Annotated in this window: 17 protein-coding genes; 8 read left to right on the top strand and 9 right to left on the bottom strand. The window is 61.8% G+C overall.

Going from position 1 to position 18,105, the window contains the following annotated elements:
- Nucleotides 1-37 precede the first annotated feature (37 nt).
- The 3 genes from YH3_RS14765 to YH3_RS14755 all read left to right on the top strand — a co-directional run bounded on the left by YH3_RS14765 (nt 38) and on the right by YH3_RS14755 (nt 4,447).
- Entirely contained in the window at nt 38-1,447 is a 1,410-nt protein-coding gene (locus tag YH3_RS14765; protein ID WP_003940433.1) for an AarF/ABC1/UbiB kinase family protein, read from the top strand.
- A 77-nt stretch (nt 1,448-1,524) separates the two neighbouring features.
- On the top strand, nt 1,525-3,252 hold the full coding sequence (locus YH3_RS14760) for a CdaR family transcriptional regulator (RefSeq protein WP_238592620.1): 1,728 nt from the start codon (nt 1,525-1,527) through the stop codon (nt 3,250-3,252).
- A gap of 79 nt (nt 3,253-3,331) precedes the next feature.
- Nucleotides 3,332-4,447 carry an NDMA-dependent alcohol dehydrogenase gene (locus tag YH3_RS14755; RefSeq protein WP_003939726.1) on the top strand — a complete coding sequence of 372 codons (1,116 nt, stop codon included), beginning with the start codon at nt 3,332-3,334 and terminating at the stop codon, nt 4,445-4,447.
- A 58-nt stretch (nt 4,448-4,505) separates the two neighbouring features.
- On the opposite strand, the gene YH3_RS14750 is transcribed toward YH3_RS14755, so the two are convergent.
- Together YH3_RS14750 and YH3_RS14745 are read right to left on the bottom strand one after the other, a co-directional pair.
- Nucleotides 4,506-5,456: an alpha/beta hydrolase family protein gene (locus YH3_RS14750; RefSeq protein ID WP_193777164.1), complete on the bottom strand. Its 951-nt coding sequence runs from the start codon at nt 5,454-5,456 to the stop codon at nt 4,506-4,508.
- A gap of 246 nt (nt 5,457-5,702) precedes the next feature.
- A complete protein-coding gene (locus tag YH3_RS14745; RefSeq protein ID WP_064443646.1) occupies nt 5,703-6,293 on the bottom strand; it encodes a heme-binding protein in 591 nt (196 codons plus the stop codon).
- A gap of 184 nt (nt 6,294-6,477) precedes the next feature.
- On the opposite strand from YH3_RS14745, the gene YH3_RS14740 reads away from it, so the two are divergent.
- Nucleotides 6,478-7,647, top strand: coding sequence for a sensor histidine kinase (locus YH3_RS14740; RefSeq protein ID WP_030536467.1), 1,170 nt, complete (start codon nt 6,478-6,480; stop codon nt 7,645-7,647).
- Nucleotides 7,644-8,273, top strand: coding sequence for a response regulator transcription factor (locus YH3_RS14735; RefSeq protein WP_064443645.1), 630 nt, complete (start codon nt 7,644-7,646; stop codon nt 8,271-8,273). The genes YH3_RS14740 and YH3_RS14735 overlap by 4 nt, the downstream gene beginning before the upstream one ends.
- Nucleotides 8,274-8,294: 21 nt before the next feature.
- Here the strand turns inward: YH3_RS14735 and YH3_RS14730 are convergent, their stop codons facing one another.
- The 6 genes from YH3_RS14730 to catA form a co-directional block, all read right to left on the bottom strand.
- A complete protein-coding gene (locus YH3_RS14730; protein ID WP_064443644.1) occupies nt 8,295-8,660 on the bottom strand; it encodes a hypothetical protein in 366 nt (121 codons plus the stop codon).
- Nucleotides 8,661-8,678: 18 nt separating this feature from the next.
- The gene (locus tag YH3_RS14725; RefSeq protein ID WP_064443643.1) at nt 8,679-10,142 is read right to left on the bottom strand and encodes a benzaldehyde dehydrogenase; all 1,464 of its coding nucleotides are present in this window, start codon (nt 10,140-10,142) and stop codon (nt 8,679-8,681) included.
- A 154-nt stretch (nt 10,143-10,296) separates the two neighbouring features.
- Nucleotides 10,297-11,244, bottom strand: a complete 948-nt coding sequence (locus YH3_RS14720) for a helix-turn-helix domain-containing protein (RefSeq protein WP_064443642.1) — start codon at nt 11,242-11,244, stop codon at nt 10,297-10,299.
- A gap of 6 nt (nt 11,245-11,250) precedes the next feature.
- Nucleotides 11,251-11,532 carry a muconolactone Delta-isomerase gene (gene catC, locus YH3_RS14715; RefSeq protein ID WP_042925169.1) on the bottom strand — a complete coding sequence of 94 codons (282 nt, stop codon included), beginning with the start codon at nt 11,530-11,532 and terminating at the stop codon, nt 11,251-11,253.
- Between the two features lie 13 nt (nt 11,533-11,545).
- Entirely contained in the window at nt 11,546-12,667 is a 1,122-nt protein-coding gene (locus YH3_RS14710) for a muconate/chloromuconate family cycloisomerase (protein ID WP_064443641.1), read from the bottom strand.
- Between the two features lie 29 nt (nt 12,668-12,696).
- Complete coding sequence (gene catA / locus YH3_RS14705; protein WP_003940427.1) at nt 12,697-13,536, bottom strand: catechol 1,2-dioxygenase; 840 nt, start codon at nt 13,534-13,536, stop codon at nt 12,697-12,699.
- Between the two features lie 199 nt (nt 13,537-13,735).
- Between catA and YH3_RS14700 the strand changes: the two genes are divergently transcribed.
- Entirely contained in the window at nt 13,736-14,506 is a 771-nt protein-coding gene (locus YH3_RS14700; protein WP_064444194.1) for an IclR family transcriptional regulator, read from the top strand.
- Here the strand turns inward: YH3_RS14700 and YH3_RS14695 are convergent.
- Complete coding sequence (locus YH3_RS14695) at nt 14,503-15,441, bottom strand: AraC family transcriptional regulator (RefSeq protein ID WP_007729772.1); 939 nt, start codon at nt 15,439-15,441, stop codon at nt 14,503-14,505. The genes YH3_RS14700 and YH3_RS14695 overlap by 4 nt on opposite strands.
- Before the next feature lie 273 nt (nt 15,442-15,714).
- Between YH3_RS14695 and YH3_RS14690 the strand changes: the two genes are divergently transcribed.
- Both YH3_RS14690 and YH3_RS14685 read left to right on the top strand, forming a co-directional pair.
- Nucleotides 15,715-16,284, top strand: coding sequence for a flavin reductase family protein (locus YH3_RS14690; RefSeq protein WP_007729773.1), 570 nt, complete (start codon nt 15,715-15,717; stop codon nt 16,282-16,284).
- 11 nt (nt 16,285-16,295) lie between these two features.
- Complete coding sequence (locus YH3_RS14685; RefSeq protein ID WP_003939685.1) at nt 16,296-17,924, top strand: 4-hydroxyphenylacetate 3-hydroxylase family protein; 1,629 nt, start codon at nt 16,296-16,298, stop codon at nt 17,922-17,924.
- The last annotated feature ends 181 nt before the right edge of the window (nt 17,925-18,105 follow it).

Raw genomic sequence — 18,105 nt, 5'->3', positions numbered from 1 at the left:
CAAAATGCTGGATGCGCTCGTTGAACGAGGGAGAGCTGTGCTGGATCCAACGCGACCTGTCGGGCCGTACTCGTCAGGAGTGCCCGCCACTGCCCTCGAAGTCCGCATGCCGGACCTCGAACGCTTCGGCCTCGCCCAGTTGTGGCGTTCCGCGATCATCGCCGTCGTGTTGTCCACGTCGATCATGCTGGCACTGATCGTGTGGCCTTTCCGCAAGCGTGGACGCACCTGGGCGGACGCTGCTTCCGACGGGATGGTCGACGGCTTCATCGCGCTGGGGCCCACCTTCGTCAAGCTCGGCCAACTGGTCGCGTCGTCGTCCGGCCTGTTCCCGGCCCCCGTCGCCAATGCATGCCTACGCTGCCTCGACGATGTTCCGTCTTTCCCGGCCGAGCAGGCCAGAAGCGTCGTGCAGAAGGACCTCGGTTACTCCGTGGACGACCTGTTCGCGAAATTCGACGACGTCCCTCTCGCGGCCGCATCGGTAGCGCAGGTACACGCGTGCGTTCTGCACGACGGCCGAGAGGCGGTCATCAAGATCCAGCGTCCGGACATCTATGCGCGGATGCTGATCGACCTGCGGGCAGCGTACTGGGGCGCGAACATCCTCGAGAAATTTGTCGAGTTCCTTCGAATTGCCAATGCCACCGCCATCATTCGCGATCTGCACAACGCCACGATGACGGAATTGAACAGCGCGGTCGAGGCCGACCGGCAAACCACTTTCCGGAACAACATCAGTGCGTTCGGCGACAACAAGGGAGTCACGACACCAGAGGTGTACTGGGACTACTGCGGCCCCCGAGTCATCTGTATGGAACGCATGCGAGGCGTTCCGCTCGATCGGTTCGTCGCCGGTCCGGACGGTATCGACGAAGCCCGCATGCTGATCCGACGCGGAGTGAAGGTCTGGCTCGAATCAGTCATCGTTCACGGTCCGTTTCACGGCGACGTACATGCCGGGAATCTGTGGGTCCTCGACGACGGCCGGATAGCGATGCTCGACTTCGGCATCGTCGGCGTCCTTCCCGAGACCTGGAGATCCATCCTTTCCGACATGTTCCGAGCCACCCTCATCGACGGTGATTTCGCCCGTGTCGCCCGCGGAATTCGATCCTTGGGATATGCAACCGACTACGAGGTCGACGACGATCAGCTCGGTATGCAGGTCGCAACGGCCCTGGCCCCGATTCTCGGCCGTGACCTGGGTGAACTCAAGCTCAGTGAATTGATCATGGCACTGATTCAGTTGGGCAAGCAGTGGGGCGTTGCGAGTCCCGAGGAATTGGTTCTTTTCGGTAAACAACTCGGATACTTCGAGCGATATGCGACGGCTTTGGCACCTGGTTGGGTGATCGGACAAGACCTTTATCTGTTCAAGAACGTTTTTCCAGAGGCAGTCGCCGAAAAGGTGCAGGAACTCGGCATCACCATGCCTGACGAATAAATTTGTCCCCTATTTCCTTATTCTGCATTTCGTCTGTCGGGGTTAGCCTGTAATGACCCACTGGCCGAGGAGCAAATGTGCAGCCACTTTCTGTAGCCCTCCCGCAAGCGTCGACAGGTCCGAGGAGTAACGGGCCGAGTGTCGGCACCACCCTCGGCGCCCTCATGCATTCCACGGACAAGTCCGTGATCGAGCTTCTGGAAAGCCCGGACGGACTCGATGTCGAAATCCGTTCGATCGCCCTCGTCGAGTCCTCCGATATCGACGGCACCGACAGCCGTGGTGCGATCTCCGACATTTACCTTCCCGTGGGAGTTCCCGAATCGACGTTGACGCAGTGGTTGCGAAAGTTCGAAGGCAGGCCGGCGAGGCGTCGTCCGAAGCTCTTGCTCGTCAAGAATGCGCGCGCGGCGACAACGCTTCTCACCGCCGCACGCAACATCGGAATCGCAGTGGCCGCGGTACATCCGCAGGCTAGTTCCGGACACGTCTATTCACTCGTACAACGACTTCTGACACAGAGCATGTACCGTTCGCGGGCCGTCTCAGGAGCTGTGGCCGGTGGCGATTCGGATCTGTTCGCGCTCTCGGAGACGATCGCCGAATTGACCGGCGGACTCGTGACGATCGACGACACGGCACTCCATGTCATCGCATATTCAGCTGCTCACGAAGGTGAAGACGAACTCCGTCAGCTCTCCATACTGGGCCGGGAGTGGCCGATCGAATACACCGAATGGATAGAGCGCAGAGGCGTGTTCGAGCATCTCAGGCGATCGGACGAGGTCATCAGTCTGCCCTCCGAGCCGAGCATCGGAGCCGCGCACAGGTTGGCTGTGAGCATCACCCGCCCGGACCTGTCAGCGCCGATGGGTTCTGTTGCACACCAACACAATCTCGGCAGCATCTGGGTGCAGCGCGCCTCTGAACCTCTTTCCGACGACGCCCAAGCGGTATTGCGGGGTGCAGCGGCAGTCGCCGCACGCATTCTCATGCGAACCTTGGACGCCTCCAGCCGCGAGAATGCCCAATTGCAAAGGCTGTTCGGCGTTCGCTCCGGCGGAGTCGACATGCACTCGCTGGCCGGCTCCTTCGGCATCAACACCGACGGACCGTCTGCGGTCATCGGATTTGCGACATCACTCGCGCCCGGATCGAATCTCGATCGAATCACCAACGCCTTGCGCCTGCGCGCCAGCGCATTCCGCAGCGACGCGGTCACAACGATCATCGACAACCGGATCTACGTGCTGTTTCCTCAGGCCGAACACGAGGTCGCGATCAGCGACTGGGCTTACGACACCGTGCGAGTAGTCGAGGCCCGTGCGGGCATCAGCGTGCGCGCCGCCGTCGCGGTCCCGATCGCGCGATTGCACGGCGTACCCGAGGCGCGTCGAGAAGTGGACCGCGTGCTCGATACCACTGATGATCACGAAACCTCGAAGGTCACCACACTCGCGGCGTCACGCACCGCGGTGTTGCTGGGCGAGATACTCGACCTCGTTGCTGATCACGAGCGATTGCGGGACCCTCGTATCGACAGACTCGTCTCCTACGACGACAAGAACACCTCTGACATGCAGTTCACGCTCACGGCCTACCTGACAGCTTTCGGGGATGTGAAGAAGGCCGCCTCGTCTCTGAAAGTACATCCGAACACGCTGCGCTACCGCATTCGGCGCGCTGAACAGATCATGGGCATTTCGTTGGACGAGCCGGATACGCGACTGCTCACCGAACTACAACTCGCCATCTTGGGACGCACCCCGGACGAGTCTGAAAGATACGAAACGTCCGATCAGTGAGATAGACCTCGAGCCCGTCCTGAACTCTCGAGTAGACAACTGAGGAAGCCGAAGAACAACTCTTACCTCAGGAGATACCTTGCGCACTCGTGGAGCCGTCATTCGCCAAGCACCAGGCACATACGAGGTGGTCGATCTCGAACTCGATTCACCCCGCAGCGGCGAACTCACTGTCAAAATGGTCGCCTCAGGCCTGTGCCACTCGGACGATCACATCGCCAGCGGCGACCACGGAGTCGGCCGCTACCCCATCTGCGGCGGACACGAAGGCGCCGGAATCGTCGTCGAGGTCGGGCCGAACACGGAAGGATGGTCCGAGGGCGATCATGTCGTGTTCTCGTTCCTCGCCGCCTGCGGCCGTTGCCGTTGGTGTGCAAGCGGAATCCAGAACCTCTGCGACAACGGCGCCGCCATCATGACCGGCAGCAGACCCGGCGAAACCTCGAGTTACAGAATGTCTCTCGACGGTCAGCCCGTCGCACAAACCTGCGGCCTGTCCACCTTCAGTGAATACACCACGGTCAGCACTCTCTCGGCTGTGAAAGTCGACAAGCACCTGCCACTCGACGCTTTGTGTCTGCTCGGCTGCGGCGTCGGAACCGGTTGGGGCGCCGCGGTCAACTCCGCTCAGGTGTATCCCGGGCAGACTGTCATCGTCATGGGCGTCGGCGGAATCGGAATCAACGCGGTGCAGGGCGCCTCGCATGCCGGCGCCGCCCACGTGATCGCTGTGGACCCGGTTGCGTTCAAGCGCGACAGTGCATTGAAGTTGGGCGCCACCCATGCCGTGGCCACCATGGAGGAAGCCACCGACATAGCGCGCTCGTTCACCAACGGCCAGGGCGCGGATTCGGCCATCGTCACCGTCGGTGTCACCACCGGAGAACATGTCGCGCAGGCATTCTCGTCGATCCGCAAGGCAGGAACCTGCGTGGTCACCGGCCTCGGGAAGATGACGGACGTCGGAATTCCCGTGAGCCTGATGGAACTCACGCTGTACCAGAAGAGAATTCAGGGATCCCTGTTCGGTGCATCCAATCCCACCGCCGACATTCCCTGGATGATCGATCTCTACACCAGCGGCAAGCTCGAACTTGACGGACTGATCACCAACCGATACACCCTCGACCAGATCAACGACGGTTTCGCCGACATGCATGCCGGTCGCAACCTCCGTGGCATCATCACCTTCTGAGCGAGTTCTCTCCGGACTTTCGATCGAGAGCAAGTCCGGAGAGATCCTCACTACAGCTTCACCAGGCATTCATGGTGTCGAGGATTTGTCCTCTGGCCATCCACAATTCAGCAGACCAATACGGCCACGAGTGAATTCCGGCGGGCGGAAAGCTGTACGTCGCTGGGATTCCCAAGGATTTCAGGCGAATTTCGAATGCACGCGCGTGCACCCACGAGAGCGCCTCGAGCCCCATACCCGTCGCCGTGTGGAAGTAATCGATCGGCGCAGAGGGATGATCGTACGGTCCCGGGATGCCGTTGGACGACGAAATGTACATCGACAGTCCGCGAAGCGATTCCGCGTTGACGAACGGGTCGTTGCGAAGCCATCCGGATGACCACGGCGGGCCCCACATCGAATCGACGTTGTACCTGCCGGCGTCGAACATGGCTACGCGGATCGCTTCACGCATACCCGGACCCGAGATATTGATGTAGCCGGACAGCGAGCCGGCGAACTTGAACTGATCCCGATGATGCCCCGCCAGGTTCAACGCGGCACTGCCGCCCATCGACAACCCGATGATCGCATTGTTGGTTGGTGAAACGCCATGCCCTGCAAGGAAGTCCGGAAGCTCGCGGGTGAGGAACGTTTCCCACCTGTACGTTATCGGCTGAGCGTTGAAATTGGACGGCGCGTACCAATCCGTGTAGAAACTCGACTCACCGCCGACCGGCATCACCAGCGTAATGTTGTCATTGCGGTACTGATCGAGTGCGTTCGTTTCGAAACTCCAAGCATTTCTGTCGTTTTGCGCGCGAAGACCGTCGAGCAGGTACAACGCGGCGTTGCCACCGCGCGCGGCCCACTGCACCTGAACCTTGATGTTTCCCATCGAAGACGGGACCCACAACTCGTCGTACCCACCCCATGGCGCCGAGCGCGCCGGAGTAGCACTCGCGGCGGTCGGACCGAACATACCGCCGAGCAGGATTATCGACAACAACGCCGCTACGAGCCCCCGCACCCGCCGTGTATTGCGTTCGGGCAACGTGAATCTGATTCTCTGCAAGGTTGTGTCTTTCCCCGAAACTGCGCATCAAGAAACTCGCTTCGGTAAGTGCATCGTCGGTTCCACTGTCGACGTGTTTGTCCCTTTCCGGGGGCTCCGGTGTTACAAAGTCGAGGTCATCGCAACAATCGGACACTTGTCGTGCCGAGCGAATCCAGGTGGCGAAAAGCACAATTCACGAAGCACGCTGAATGCGCTCACTCAGCCGAGTGACGAAGCGATCGCATCACGACCTGCGGCAGCACACGCTTGGTCCTGCATTCCGTCTGGAGCGCCACCGACACCGATACCGGCGATCGACCCGGCTCCAGCCTTCAATGTGACTCCACCTGCAAGGAAGAGAGTGCCGGGAAGGTCAGCGATGGTTGATCCTTCGCCTTTGGTACGCTGCGAGAGGTCACTGGTGTCGGCTCCGAAAGCTGCAGAGGTGTATGCCTTCTCGCGTGAGGCTTCCACCGTGTGCTGGGCTGCGTTGTCGCCGCGCACCATGGCGATGACATTTCCCGCACGGTCTACGACGGAGACGGTGACGAAGCCGAGACCGTCGGCGCGGCATTTCGCCAGGGCCGCACCAGCAGCCTTCACTGCTGCGTCGGCACTGAGTCGATTCTGAGTGACAATCGCCGAATCACCGGTCGTGGCAGGCTGCTGCGTGGCAGTAATCGACGTCGTGCTCGATGCGTTCGCCACCGGTGTTTCGGTGGTCGAGCATGCGGCGCTGGCAAGGATTGCGACAACCGGAACGGCGACAGCGAGCGTACGGGGAAGTCGTGTGTAAATGCGGTGGTTCATGTCGGGCACACTTTCAATCGAATGGTTCGAAACCGTCCACTACAGCGTCGCGTCCGAGGGCGGGTGCGCACATCGGGCGCTCGGGTGACGAACCGTGCCCCCTACGGCTACCCGGATATCATCCGAATGGTTGATACGACGGCCTGGCGCCCTCCGTAACATTCGAGGGATGAGTAACGGAGCCATGAACGCCGACGCCGAACGCGGCCTACGCGGCCCGTTGGCGTATGCGATCCACGCGTCGTTCTTCGTACTGCTGTCTACATCGGGAGTTCGGTACGTCACAGTCCACGGGACCAGCGGTCGGTTCGGGGTGGTACTCGTCCTGGCCGTGGTCCTCGCCCTGCTCTACGCCGTCATGGCCACGGTGTCCTCGCGAGATGTGGTTCGCCAACGGCTGTGGATGTGGCCGGTACTGAGCGCATGGGCAGCGCTGGTCTGGCTTGCCCCGAGTTTCGCGTGGTGTGCGTTTCCCGTTCTCTTCCTCTGCATTCGTCTGTATCCGAGCAAGATCGCCTACCCCCTCGTCGGGATCCTGGGCGTCCTCGCCGGTATCGCGTTCTACCGGGTCACCGGTCGTGCCGAATTGGTGACACTTCTCGGGCCGCTGTGCACCGCGGCACTGGTCGCGGCCGCGTACGGGCAGATGGAACGAGATGCCCGAGAACGCCTTCGGCTTCTGCGTCAGGTAGCAGAAGCGCAATCTGCATTGGCAGATACCGAACGCGCTGCCGGCGTTGCCGCTGAGCGAGAGCGCCTCGCGCGCGAAATCCACGACACCGTTACCCAGGGACTGGCGAGCGCCCTTCTACGGCTCGAGGCAGCCGAACAAACGTGGAATACAACGGGTTCGCCGTCTCGAGCCGATGTCGATGCCGCAGCAGAGAACATCCGAACGAGCTTGATGCAGAGTCGCGACCTCGTCCACGATCTGGCGCCGACCAAGGGCGGTACGGGCGACTTCGACGCCTTGGTCGTGGCCGCCGCCCGCCAGTTCGTCCCGGCCGTTCGGATCCGCACCGTCGGTGAAGCCGTCATCTTGCCCTCGGACGTAGCTCATGCCGTCGTGCGAGTGGTCTCGAGCGCGTCCTCCAACATCGCCCGCCACGCTCGCGCCGAAACGGCGGGCGTGACGATCACGTATCTCGACCACTCCGTCTCCGTAGACATCTTCGACGACGGCGTCGGCTTCGATCCGGGAAAGCTCGCCGACCATTCTCGGTACGGTGGATACGGCCTGCGTGCGATGCGAAGCCGCGTCGCACAGCTCGGCGGATCGTTCACCGTGGAAAGTGCACCGGGAGACGGCACCGTCGTCGCGGCCCAGTTCCCGCTCGAACGGAGGATCAGGTGACCACCACCATTCGCGTGTTCCTCGTCGACGATCATCTGGTCGTGCGAGCTGGGCTGAGAGCGCTGCTGAACACTCAGGCGGACGTCGAAGTAGTAGGCGAAGCATCGTCCGGCGAGGAGGCGGCCACGGCGATACCGTCGGCCTCACCGGATCTGGTGATGATGGATCTGGACATGGGCACCGGCATGCACGGTGCAGAAGCGATCAAACGCCTGCGAAGCGACGGTGTCGATGTTTCCGTACTGGTTTTCACGACGTATGACACCGACGCCGACGTCGTGCGGGCCGTGGACGCCGGTGCCATCGGTTACCTACTCAAGGACTCGACTCCTGACGAGATCTTCGGCGCGGTGCGGGGCGCGGTCGCCGGGCGCAGCGTCCTCTCCCCCGCCGTGGCCTCTCGTCTCGTCCAGCAGATGCAGCGCCCGCAGGAAGCGCTCACCGCCCGTGAGTCCGAACTGCTCAGCCTGCTCGCCGAGGGGATGACCAACCGCGAGCTGGGTAAAGCACTCTTCATCAGCGAAGCGACGGTGAAAACACACCTCGGGCACATCTACGCCAAACTCGGTGTCGATACCCGCTCTGCCGCAGTGTCCGTCGCACTACGTCGCGACGGAATACGCTGACCTCGGTGGCGGCCGAACAGCTCAGCCGCCCATCGCCTTACGCACTCCGTCGATCAGTTCGAGGAATTCGGCCTTGGGAGCAAAGTCGACATACTCCGAGTCGTCGATCGCTCCGGGAACGTGACCGGGTGCCCAGTAGAACACGTCGCCGGCATCGTAGGTTTGCCGACCTGCTTCGGAATCTGTGTAGATCCTTCCTTTCAAGACGTATCCGTAGTGCGGACATTGACAGCGCCCGCCTTCCAATTGTGCGAACGGTTCGGCGAAGTCTGCACCAGCAGGCATTTTGACGAAGTTGACGATCATGTCGCCTTCTTCTCGCATCCGCAATTCGAATTCGCCGTCCTGCAACACGATGGGAAGATCGTGAGCCGAAATAGTGTGCATTCGGAGTACCTTTCGACTTCAGAAGGGGAAGGTCTGCGCTGCTGGCCGGCTGGTTCGCCACTGCCAGGTGGTGAATTCGTCCCAACTGCTTTGAGTTCCGAATCTCGCGCCGTTTCCGGAGGCACCCGTGCCACCGAATGGTGCATAGGCATCGTTGTTCAAAGTCTGATCGTTGATGTGCACGATGCCGGTACGCAGTCGGTCCGCGATCCGCTCGCCGCGTTCAACCGATCCTGTTTGAATGGCAGCAACCAGACCGTATTCGCTGTCATTGGCCGACCTGACTGCCTCGTCTTCGTCCTTGACGATCACGACGGGCGCCACGGGCCCGAAGATTTCTTCACGGAACGCGGGCATGTCCGAGGTGACTCCGGCCAGGACGGTCGGCTGATAGAAGAGCCCTTCGTATGTTCCACCGGCGCGGATTTCGGCGCCGGCCGCCTTGGTGCCCTGGACGATTCGATCGACGTTCGCAATCTGCCGCGCGTTGATGAGCGGTCCGAGAGCGACGTCGCCTGTATTGGGATCCCCGACCGGCAGGACCGCTGCGCGCTTGGCCAGCAGGTCCAGGTACTGATCGGCGACCGATTCCAACACGATGTGGCGGCCTGCGGTCATGCAGACCTGCCCCTGATGCAGGAACGAACCCCACGCGCCCGCCGAGCTCGCGGCATCCAGGTCTGCGTCGTCGAGGACAATCAGCGCATTGTTCCCACCCAGTTCCAGCGAGACACGCTTGAGCGTGCGACCGGCAGTTGCCCCGACCTGACGGCCGACGGCGGTCGAACCCGTGAAGGACACCATCGCGATGCTCGGGCTCTCGCACAATGCCTGACCAGGTTCCGCGTCACCGGCGAGCACATGCAGGAGGCCTTCGGGAAGACCTGCGGACGTGAACAATTCCGCGATGACCGCACCCCCGCTGATCGCGGTTTGAACATCCGGCTTGAGAACGACGCCATTTCCGAGCGCCAAGGCGGGGGCGACAGCGCGCATGGCGAGGAGAAGCGGGAAATTCCACGGGCTGATCACGCCGACCACACCCAGGGGCACCCGGCGACCGATGCTCGTGCGCCCCTCCTGGCTGGCGGGCAGAAGGTGCCCGAACGGCTGTGTCGGCAGTGCCGAGGCTTCCCACAGTTCGGAGATGACAAGATCAACTTCGAATGCGGCTTTCCCTGGTACGGAACCACCTTCACGGATCAACCAGCGCTCCACGTCGGCTCGCTCGGCTTCCAAAATCTGCGCTGCCTTACGGATCACCGAAGCGCGAGCCTGCCCGATCGTCGCCGCCCACACCGGCTGCGCGGCTGACGCGATGTGTGCCGCTCGATCGATATCCGCAGCAGTCGCCGTGCCGATCACACCGAGCACCTCGCCGGTAGCCGGTTCGAGCGACTCGACGGTGTCACCGCCTCCGTCGATCCATTGGCCGTCGAAAATCTTTCCGTGCCATTGCTGATGAGCGAGCAGATTCGTCATGCGTTCCTCGATTCGTAGCTTTCGCTGCGGTCCTCGCTGTTCGTGGACCTGAGCTCTTCGCGAGCCTGAAAAAGCGATCTGAAACACACTCTGCCCCGGTATTCGGGCTCCCAGTTGTCGTGATCGGACACGTTTGTTGTTCGGATGCGACAGATCAGTGACGTTCGCGGGCGTTCGGATCAGGCGAGTTACGTACTTCCGACGGCGCCGCACCGAATTCCGCTTTGAACGCACGCGAAAACGCTGGTGCGTCATGGAAACACCATCGTGCGGCCAGGATGGAGATCGAATGACCCCGCAGTGAGACGTCGGTGAGATCGCGGCGTACGCGGATCAACCGTTCGCGGCGAATCAGCGCACTGAGGGTCAGATCCCCGTCACCGAAGTGACGCTGAACGGTTCGCGGCGACAGGTGCAACGCACCGGCGATCGACGCGACCGAGAGGTCTGGTGAGTCGAGATTCCGAAGCGCATATCGCAAGATCTCCTCTCGCGTCGAACGTCCGGGTGTCGCGGGCGCAGATCCTTGCATCAGAACTGCCGAAGCGAGATTGACTCCAGCATCTCCGAGAAGCCCGGCTGCGCTGCCGTCGACCTGGGATGCAACAGCGCCCGAGATGAAATTTTCCAGCAATGCACCGGACCCACGCCGACCGTCGTGGGTGCGCTCGAGCGCGCAATTCAGTTCTCGCTCGGTCAGACTCACCGCACTGCGCGGTAGGGTCATGACGGTGCACGACCAGTGACCGTCGAAACGCAGCGCGTACGAATGCTCGACGTCGTAGAGAATCATCGCGCCGGGCGGGGCCGTCAACTCGCGGTCCGATTGGCGCAGTATCGCGCTCCCGGTTCGGACCGTGCAGATCTTGAGCAGATCACTACCGTGTCGCTTCGCTGCGCGTGCGCTCCGCCGCAGTATCTGCGGCGAACCGGAGATGTCGAAAGCGCCTACGTCCCCGAGACTTACGCCGCTGACCGTACCGACAGGCGCGGCATCGACGGAACTCTCGGGGCACAGGCCACCGAAGGTCTCCTCCATCTCGCAGTGCCACTGCTGCACAGATTCCGGCAGGCTCGCAGGCGTGGCAGACACGGCAGACATGGCGGGCTACTTGATCGAAGATCCGTGCTGCGTCAACGGCATGACCTCGATGGTCATGTACGGGAACAGGGGCAGGTTCCAGAGAATCTCATGGAGTTCGTCAGCCGACTCGACATCGAAGATGCTGATGTTGCTGAACTGTCCCACAATTCGCCACAGATGTACCCACTTTCCCTGTCGCTGAAGGTCTTGCGAGTACGCCTTCTCCGTTGCGACGGTATCGGCGCGTATTTCCGGATCCAGGTCGCGCGGAATATCGACGTCCATCCGAACGTGAAAGAGTGCCATGTTCTTCTATCCTCTAGTTCCTGGTCCAGGTCTTGACGGCGTCCATGTTCAGTTCGACTCCCAGGCCAGGTCCGGCGGGGAGGTGCAACTGACCCTCGGAATACTTCAGGGGTTCCTGAAGCAACTCTTCGCTGAAGAGCAGTGGGCCGAAAAGCTCTGTTCCGAAGTTGATTCCGGGCTCGGCGCACGCGAAGTGCAACGAAGCGGCGGTGCCGATCGGGCCTTCGATGGACGTCGCACCGTGGCACGCGATACCTGCTGCCTTGGCAATCGCGACGATGTCGCGGCTGCGCTGGAGACCACCACATTTGGTGGTCTTGAGGGCGATGACATCGGCGGCGCTCCGGCGGGCGATTTCCAGAGCGTCGTGTGGGGTCTGCACACTCTCGTCGGCCATGATCGGAATCGGTAGAAGCCTACTGAGTTCGGCGAGGACCTCGATTTGGTCTGCCGGAGTGGGTTGTTCGATCAGTTCGACTCCACCCTCGGCGAGTTGTGGCAAGTACCGCAGGGCAGTGAAGCGATCCCACCGTGCGTTGACGTCGACACGGACTCCGGCGTGGCCGTCCAGCGCCTGCGCGATGTTGACGATGCGCGCGACGTCGACTGCTGGATCGAGTGCCCCCATCTTGAGTTTGAAGCTGAAATTGAGCCGGGATTCGAGCTTTTCGTGAGCTTCTTCGATGATCTCGTCCGCCGGCGCAGCACCCAGTGCCCACGTGACGTCGACACTCTCGCGGAAAGCCCCGCCGAGGAGCGTGTGCACGGGGACTCCCAGGCTACGCGCCCAGGCGTCGTGCAACGCCACGTCGACGGCGGCCTTCGCGAATCGTGCATTGGCAACAACTTTTTCGATGTCGGCCATGATCGCGGTGATGTGATCCACGCACCTGCCGACCACCACGGGAGCGATGTACTTCTCGATGATGACCTGCATCGTCTCCACCGATTCGCCACCCCACCACGGCCCGCCCGGAACGACTCCTTCGCCGTATCCGATCACCCCGTCGGAGGTGCGAATCGCGACCAGCAACAACGGCTGCGCCGTCATCGACGTGGTGGCGAACTTGTGGGGGCGAACCAGCGGAACGTCGAGGATGGTCGTCTCGATGGAGACGATCGACAGGTCTGTCATCAAATCACTTTCTTCAGAGCAGTTGTGGATCAGGCCGGATCGAGCACGAAGTCGTATGTGACCCGGTTGGTTCCGTCGGCACCTGGCTTCGGATCGAGAATCAGTTCGGGCTTCGTCGCCGTTGCCACGTCGTTCTCGATCCACTCTCCATCCTTGAAATAGAGCTGGGTGGTGATGGTGCGCTTACCGGGAGCCTTCACCATGAGGTGCAGGTGAGCCGGACGCCACGGGTGCCAGCCGGCCTTCTCGATGAACCAGCCGGTGGGGCCGTCGGTCGGGATCTGGTACGGCGCAGGCTGAATCGTGGTGATCTCGAAGCGTCCCTCGTCGTCGGCGACGATCGTTCCGCGGAGGTTGCCGTCGGGGATGTGCGGCGCGAAATGGGAGTAGTAGCCCTCGTCGTCCGCGTGCCAGAGTTCGACGGTTGCACCGCCCAACCCCTTGCCGTCGAGATCGCGAACCTGGCCCTCGAAGACCAGCTTCGATCCAACCTCGTTGTCACGCATCGGAAGTTCACACTTGGCAGGCAACGTCTTGGCGTCGGCGACGTAGTACGGGCCCTCGATGCTTCCCTTGGTGCCGTGCTGGCCGCGGTACGCAACCTCCTCGACGTTGTGCTCGAGGAAGACGTCCAGCCACAGAGGCCACTCGCCGAACTGACCGATGTCGATGAGCCACTGCTTGAGGACGCGGTACTCGGGGTAGGTGATGCCGTGCTTGTCGATGACGCCGGCGAGTGCCTCGAGAACGTCCTTGGCGATGGCCGAGACGCGCTCGGGCGGGGTGTCCGCGCTGACTCGTTCCTGGAGGAACTTGTCGGTGGCGGCAGTGCCCGAACCTACTGCGGTGGGGCTCTCGGAAGTGGTCATGTGGTCCTCCTCGGGGCCGTATGTGGCTGTTACCGGGTGGGTGCCGTACTGCTGGGCTGAGTCGGCTCCCCAAGTTTGGGTTGTACGCTGTGCGTACGTATGTTACGCTGTGCGTACGCTTGTACTGTGCGCCCAGTCACAAGGTTTGTCAACCTTCGAAGGCGTCGATCGGGCATACCCGCAGATGAAAGGCCATTCCGTGAGCCAGAACGATCGCGATTACATCCAGAGCATCGAGCGTGGATTTGCTGTGCTGACGGCCTTCGACGAGAAGAACCCCAACCCGTCGCTCGCCGATCTTGCCGCCGAAACAGGTCTCTCCCGCCCAGCGGTCCGGCGCATCCTCCTCACGCTGCAGAAGCTCGGATACGTCACCGGCAACAACAGTCGGTGGTCGCTCACCCCGCGCGTTCTGAGCATCGGGCAGCACTTCTCGGCATCACATGCCTTGACGGAGGCAGCGCTCCCTCGTCTGCTGGAGATCGCAGAACACACCCACGAGTCGGCGTCGCTCGGGGTGCTCGACGGCGTCGACGTGGTCTACGCCGCGCGCGTACCCGTCCGGCGGATCATGAGCATCAACGTCAGCGTCGGCACCAGAGTGCCTGCATATGCCACCTCCATGGGTCGAGCCCTGCTAGCTTGGGCGCCAACCGAAATCGTCGACAACGTCATCGCGAACTCCACGTTCGACGCCCTCACACCCACCACGATCACCGACGAAGGCGCATTCCATACCGCCCTCCGGGTGGTGCGCGAGCAGGGATACGCGCTCACATCGGAGGAACTGGAAGACGGCCTGATTTCCCTCGCTGCTCCCGTCCGCGACGCCGGTGGAAGCGTCGTCGGAGTGACAGCGTGTTCGACCTCGGCCGGACGAACATCCCCGGAAGCTTTCCGCGCCGACGTCGCGCCGTTCCTTGTCGAGAAGGCGAATCAGCTCAGCGCGGACATGGGGTACCGGAGCTAGCGCCTCAACACCTCGGAAGGCAGCAATCCGTACTTACGCCGAAAGGACGACGCGAACCGTCCGGTGTGCGTGAAACCCCATCTCACAGCGACATCGGTGACCGTCGTCGAGTCGTCGGCATCCACCAGATCTGCATGGACCCGCTCGAGACGGATGTCGAGCAGGCATTCCGACGGACTCCGGCCCACGTACTGCCGAAATCCCTCCTGCAATCTCCGTACGCTGACGCCCGCCACCTCCGCCATCTCGGCTGCGGTCCACACGCGGGCCGGGTCGTCGTGCATCTCGTCGAGCACCCGCTTGACGATGCGTGGCCTGGCGTGTCGCACCGCGTCCTCGCTTTCGGGCATTGCGGCAAGGACGAATGCCGTGACCACGGCGCCGGAGAGCTGACCTGCCACCAGTTCGTTGTGCAGCACGCCGACCGGGCCGAGTATCTGATCCGACAGTGAGCGAACAAATTTCAGCCATCTGGCTCCGTCGTCGCCCCGAAGATCCACCTGATCAGGCAAGTGCATTCCGGGTCGACCGAGAACCTTTTCCATCTCACGGTCGAGGTACTGACGGTCCATCCGGACTCCGACGATCTCGCAGTCCGCACTCCACCGCGTAATTCTCGTCGTGATGTCGGGTGGACATACCGTCGCAACACCCTGCGTCGAGAGCACGTGCGAGCCCGCGAACACCGACTCGAGCTCGCCCGAGAGCGGGATGTTCACCCCATAGGCACCGGGATGATCGGATTCGACGGCGACGTCAGCTCCCCACCGAATATGAGCGATCCTCAGCGGTCCCAACTCGGTGGTGCACACCCCGACTCCACTGGCCGCATGCCGAGACAACGGCGTCAGCGTGTGCGGAAAATAGGCGTCCGAAACCGCATGACACGCCTCGTCCCAGTCGCGGGGAGCTGTACCGATCATGGAGTCGACCATCGTCCTTCTTCACCTTCCAAACCCGTGACCAGCCACATTGCTGAGCAAGGGCGCTGAACATCATTGAACACTGTGTCCCCGGTCACTTCCAAGAGAAAACGGGTACGGGCCGCGATCGGGTGCGCAATCCGGATAGCCACCGCGCTGTACGGATCGACCGAAGCCTGCGCCCGCCGTACGTTCGTCTTCACTCCCGGCGCGAGTCGCCCACTACTTCCCTCCCGCACTTCGCGGCACTCTCACTCAACCGCCATCCGACAAGGAGGTCCGGTCATGGAACAAAATCAGCTTCGAGGAATCTTCGGTCAATTCGCGAGCGGCGTCACCGTCATCACCTGTACCAATGCCGACGGTCAACCACACGGAGCCACGGTCACCGCATTCACGGCCATTTCCCTGGAACCACGGCTGTGCCAGATCACGATGACTCGCAAGTCCAAGGCGTGCGGCTACCTCGGCAACGCGCCGTTTGCGGTCAACATCCTTGCCTCCGACCAAGTGGACACGGCCATGCATTTTGCCGGCCGACCGCAGCGCACCGAACCGAGGTGGATCGACGGACCGACCGCTCCCCTGCTCGACGGCGCCGCAGCAACCATCTCGTGCGTCCCGTGGAGGGAGTACGACGGCGGTGACCACATCATCTTCATCGGCGAGATCGTCGACGCTCAGTCGAGTGGCAAGGATCCGCTTCTGTTCTACCGAAGCACTTTTCACGATCTAGGCGCTACCTCGTCGACCACAGTCTGGAACGGAAGTCAGGACGACCCCCACAGCGGCTGGTTCGACGCCACCACTTCGTTCACCCCGATTCATCTTCAGCCCGCACCCCAAACGATCTGAAAGGCTTTGCCATGACGACCACCGAAATTCCTCCCACCGGCGTCGATCCCGCAGATTCCGGAGCGCCACAGGTCAATCCGGCCGCCGATTGCGAAGCCAACCGCACGAAGAACTTCGCCACCCGACCGATGACCGGTGACGAGTACATCTCGAGCCTGCAGGACGGCCGCGAGATCTGGCTTCACGGTGATCGCGTCAAGGACGTCACGACGCACCCCGCGTTCCGGAATCCGATCCGCATGACCGCAAGGCTGTACGACGCTCTGCATACGGGCGAGCACGTGGACGCCTTGACCGTTCCGACGGACACGGGCAACGGCGGTGTCACCATGCCGTTCTTCCGCACTCCGACGTCCTCGGCCGATCTGCTCAAGGAACGCGATGCCATAGCGACGTGGGCTCGTATGACCTACGGCTGGATGGGCCGTTCCCCCGACTACAAGGCGAGTTTCCTGGGCACCCTCCACGCCAACAAGGAGTTGTACGCACCGTTCCAGGACAACGCCGAACGCTGGTACCGCGAATCGCAGGAGAAGGTTCTGTACTGGAACCACGCGATCATCAATCCCCCGGTGGATCGCCAACTTCCACCGGACGAGGTCGGTGACGTCTTCATGAAGGTGGAGAAGGAAACCGACGCAGGTTTGATCGTCAGCGGCGCCAAAGTGGTCGCCACCGGATCGGCGATCACGAACTACAACTTCATCGCTCACTACGGTCTGCCGATCAAGAAGAAGCAGTTCGCCCTGATCTGCACGGTACCGATGGACGCGCCGGGTGTGAAGCTGATCTGCCGCACCTCGTACACCGAACATGCTGCGGTGATGGGCAGTCCGTTCGATTATCCGCTGTCGAGTCGCATGGACGAGAACGACACCATCTTCGTCTTCGACAAGGTGTTGGTTCCGTGGGAAAACGTCTTCATGTACGGCGACGTCGACCGGATCAACGCATTCTTCCCTCAATCGGGCTTCCTGCCGCGCTTCACCTTTCAGGGCTGCACTCGCCTGGCCGTCAAGCTCGACTTCATCGCCGGACTGTTGATGAAGGCACTCGAAGCCACCGGCGCCGGCGGCTTCCGCGGAGTCCAGACCCGTGTCGGTGAGGTGATCGGGTGGCGAAACCTCTTCTGGTCGTTGACCGAATCGATGGCACGCGATCCCGAACAGTGGGTCGGCGATTCGGTGATCCCGAAGCTCGAGTACGGCCTCACCTATCGAATGTTCATGATTCAGGGGTACCCGCGGATCAAGGAGATCATCGAACAGGACGTCGCGTCGGGCTTGATCTACCTGCCTTCGAGTTCACTCGACTTCAAGAGCCCGGACGTGCGTCCGTACCTCGACAAGTACGTTCGCGGTTCCGACGGCATCACCGCCGTCGACCGCGTGAAAGTCATGAAGGCGCTGTGGGATTCGATCGGGACCGAGTTCGGCGGCCGACACGAACTCTACGAGCGCAACTACTCCGGCAATCACGAGAACGTCAAAGCCGAACTGCTGTTCGCAGCCCAGAATCGTGGACACGCAAGTTCCATGAAGGGACTGGCCGAGCAGTGCTTGAGTGAATACGACCTCGACGGCTGGACGGTCCCTGACCTCATCGGCAACGACGACGTCTCGTTCTTCAAGAACCGGTAATCCCCTCGGCAGGTAGGGCGGACTCGCGATGTCGAGTCCGCCCTGCTCGTCGTCTTCAGCAGGCATGGCCCATCAGCAGAATTCGACGAACACTGCACCCTTGGTCAGGACTAGGCAATTGCCTAGTGTGACCCGAGACACACGATGTCAAGGTGAATTCAGTACCGGACGCAGCCCCGTC

Origin of the sequence: Rhodococcus sp. YH3-3 (assembly GCF_001653035.1) — a bacterium.
Lineage (GTDB): Bacteria > Actinomycetota > Actinomycetes > Mycobacteriales > Mycobacteriaceae > Rhodococcus_F > Rhodococcus_F qingshengii.
The sequence above is the reverse complement of the archived record's forward strand: the minus strand, read 5'-3'. Positions and strand labels throughout refer to the sequence as shown.

Bases quoted from the DNA above. Each gene is read 5' to 3' on its own strand.
- catC (WP_042925169.1), bottom strand. From the start codon at position 11,532: ATGGCACTCTTTCACGTTCGGATGGACGTCGATATTCCGCGCGACCTG.
- YH3_RS14740 (WP_030536467.1), top strand. From the start codon at position 6,478: ATGAACGCCGACGCCGAACGCGGCCTACGCGGCCCGTTGGCGTATGCG.
- YH3_RS14720 (WP_064443642.1), bottom strand. From the start codon at position 11,244: ATGTCTGCCGTGTCTGCCACGCCTGCGAGCCTGCCGGAATCTGTGCAG.
- YH3_RS14685 (WP_003939685.1), top strand. From the start codon at position 16,296: ATGACGACCACCGAAATTCCTCCCACCGGCGTCGATCCCGCAGATTCC.
- YH3_RS14725 (WP_064443643.1), bottom strand. From the start codon at position 10,142: ATGACGAATCTGCTCGCTCATCAGCAATGGCACGGAAAGATTTTCGAC.
- YH3_RS14730 (WP_064443644.1), bottom strand. From the start codon at position 8,660: ATGCACACTATTTCGGCTCACGATCTTCCCATCGTGTTGCAGGACGGC.
- YH3_RS14710 (WP_064443641.1), bottom strand. From the start codon at position 12,667: ATGACAGACCTGTCGATCGTCTCCATCGAGACGACCATCCTCGACGTT.
- YH3_RS14690 (WP_007729773.1), top strand. From the start codon at position 15,715: ATGGAACAAAATCAGCTTCGAGGAATCTTCGGTCAATTCGCGAGCGGC.
- YH3_RS14745 (WP_064443646.1), bottom strand. From the start codon at position 6,293: ATGAACCACCGCATTTACACACGACTTCCCCGTACGCTCGCTGTCGCC.
- YH3_RS14695 (WP_007729772.1), bottom strand. From the start codon at position 15,441: ATGGTCGACTCCATGATCGGTACAGCTCCCCGCGACTGGGACGAGGCG.
- catA (WP_003940427.1), bottom strand. From the start codon at position 13,536: ATGACCACTTCCGAGAGCCCCACCGCAGTAGGTTCGGGCACTGCCGCC.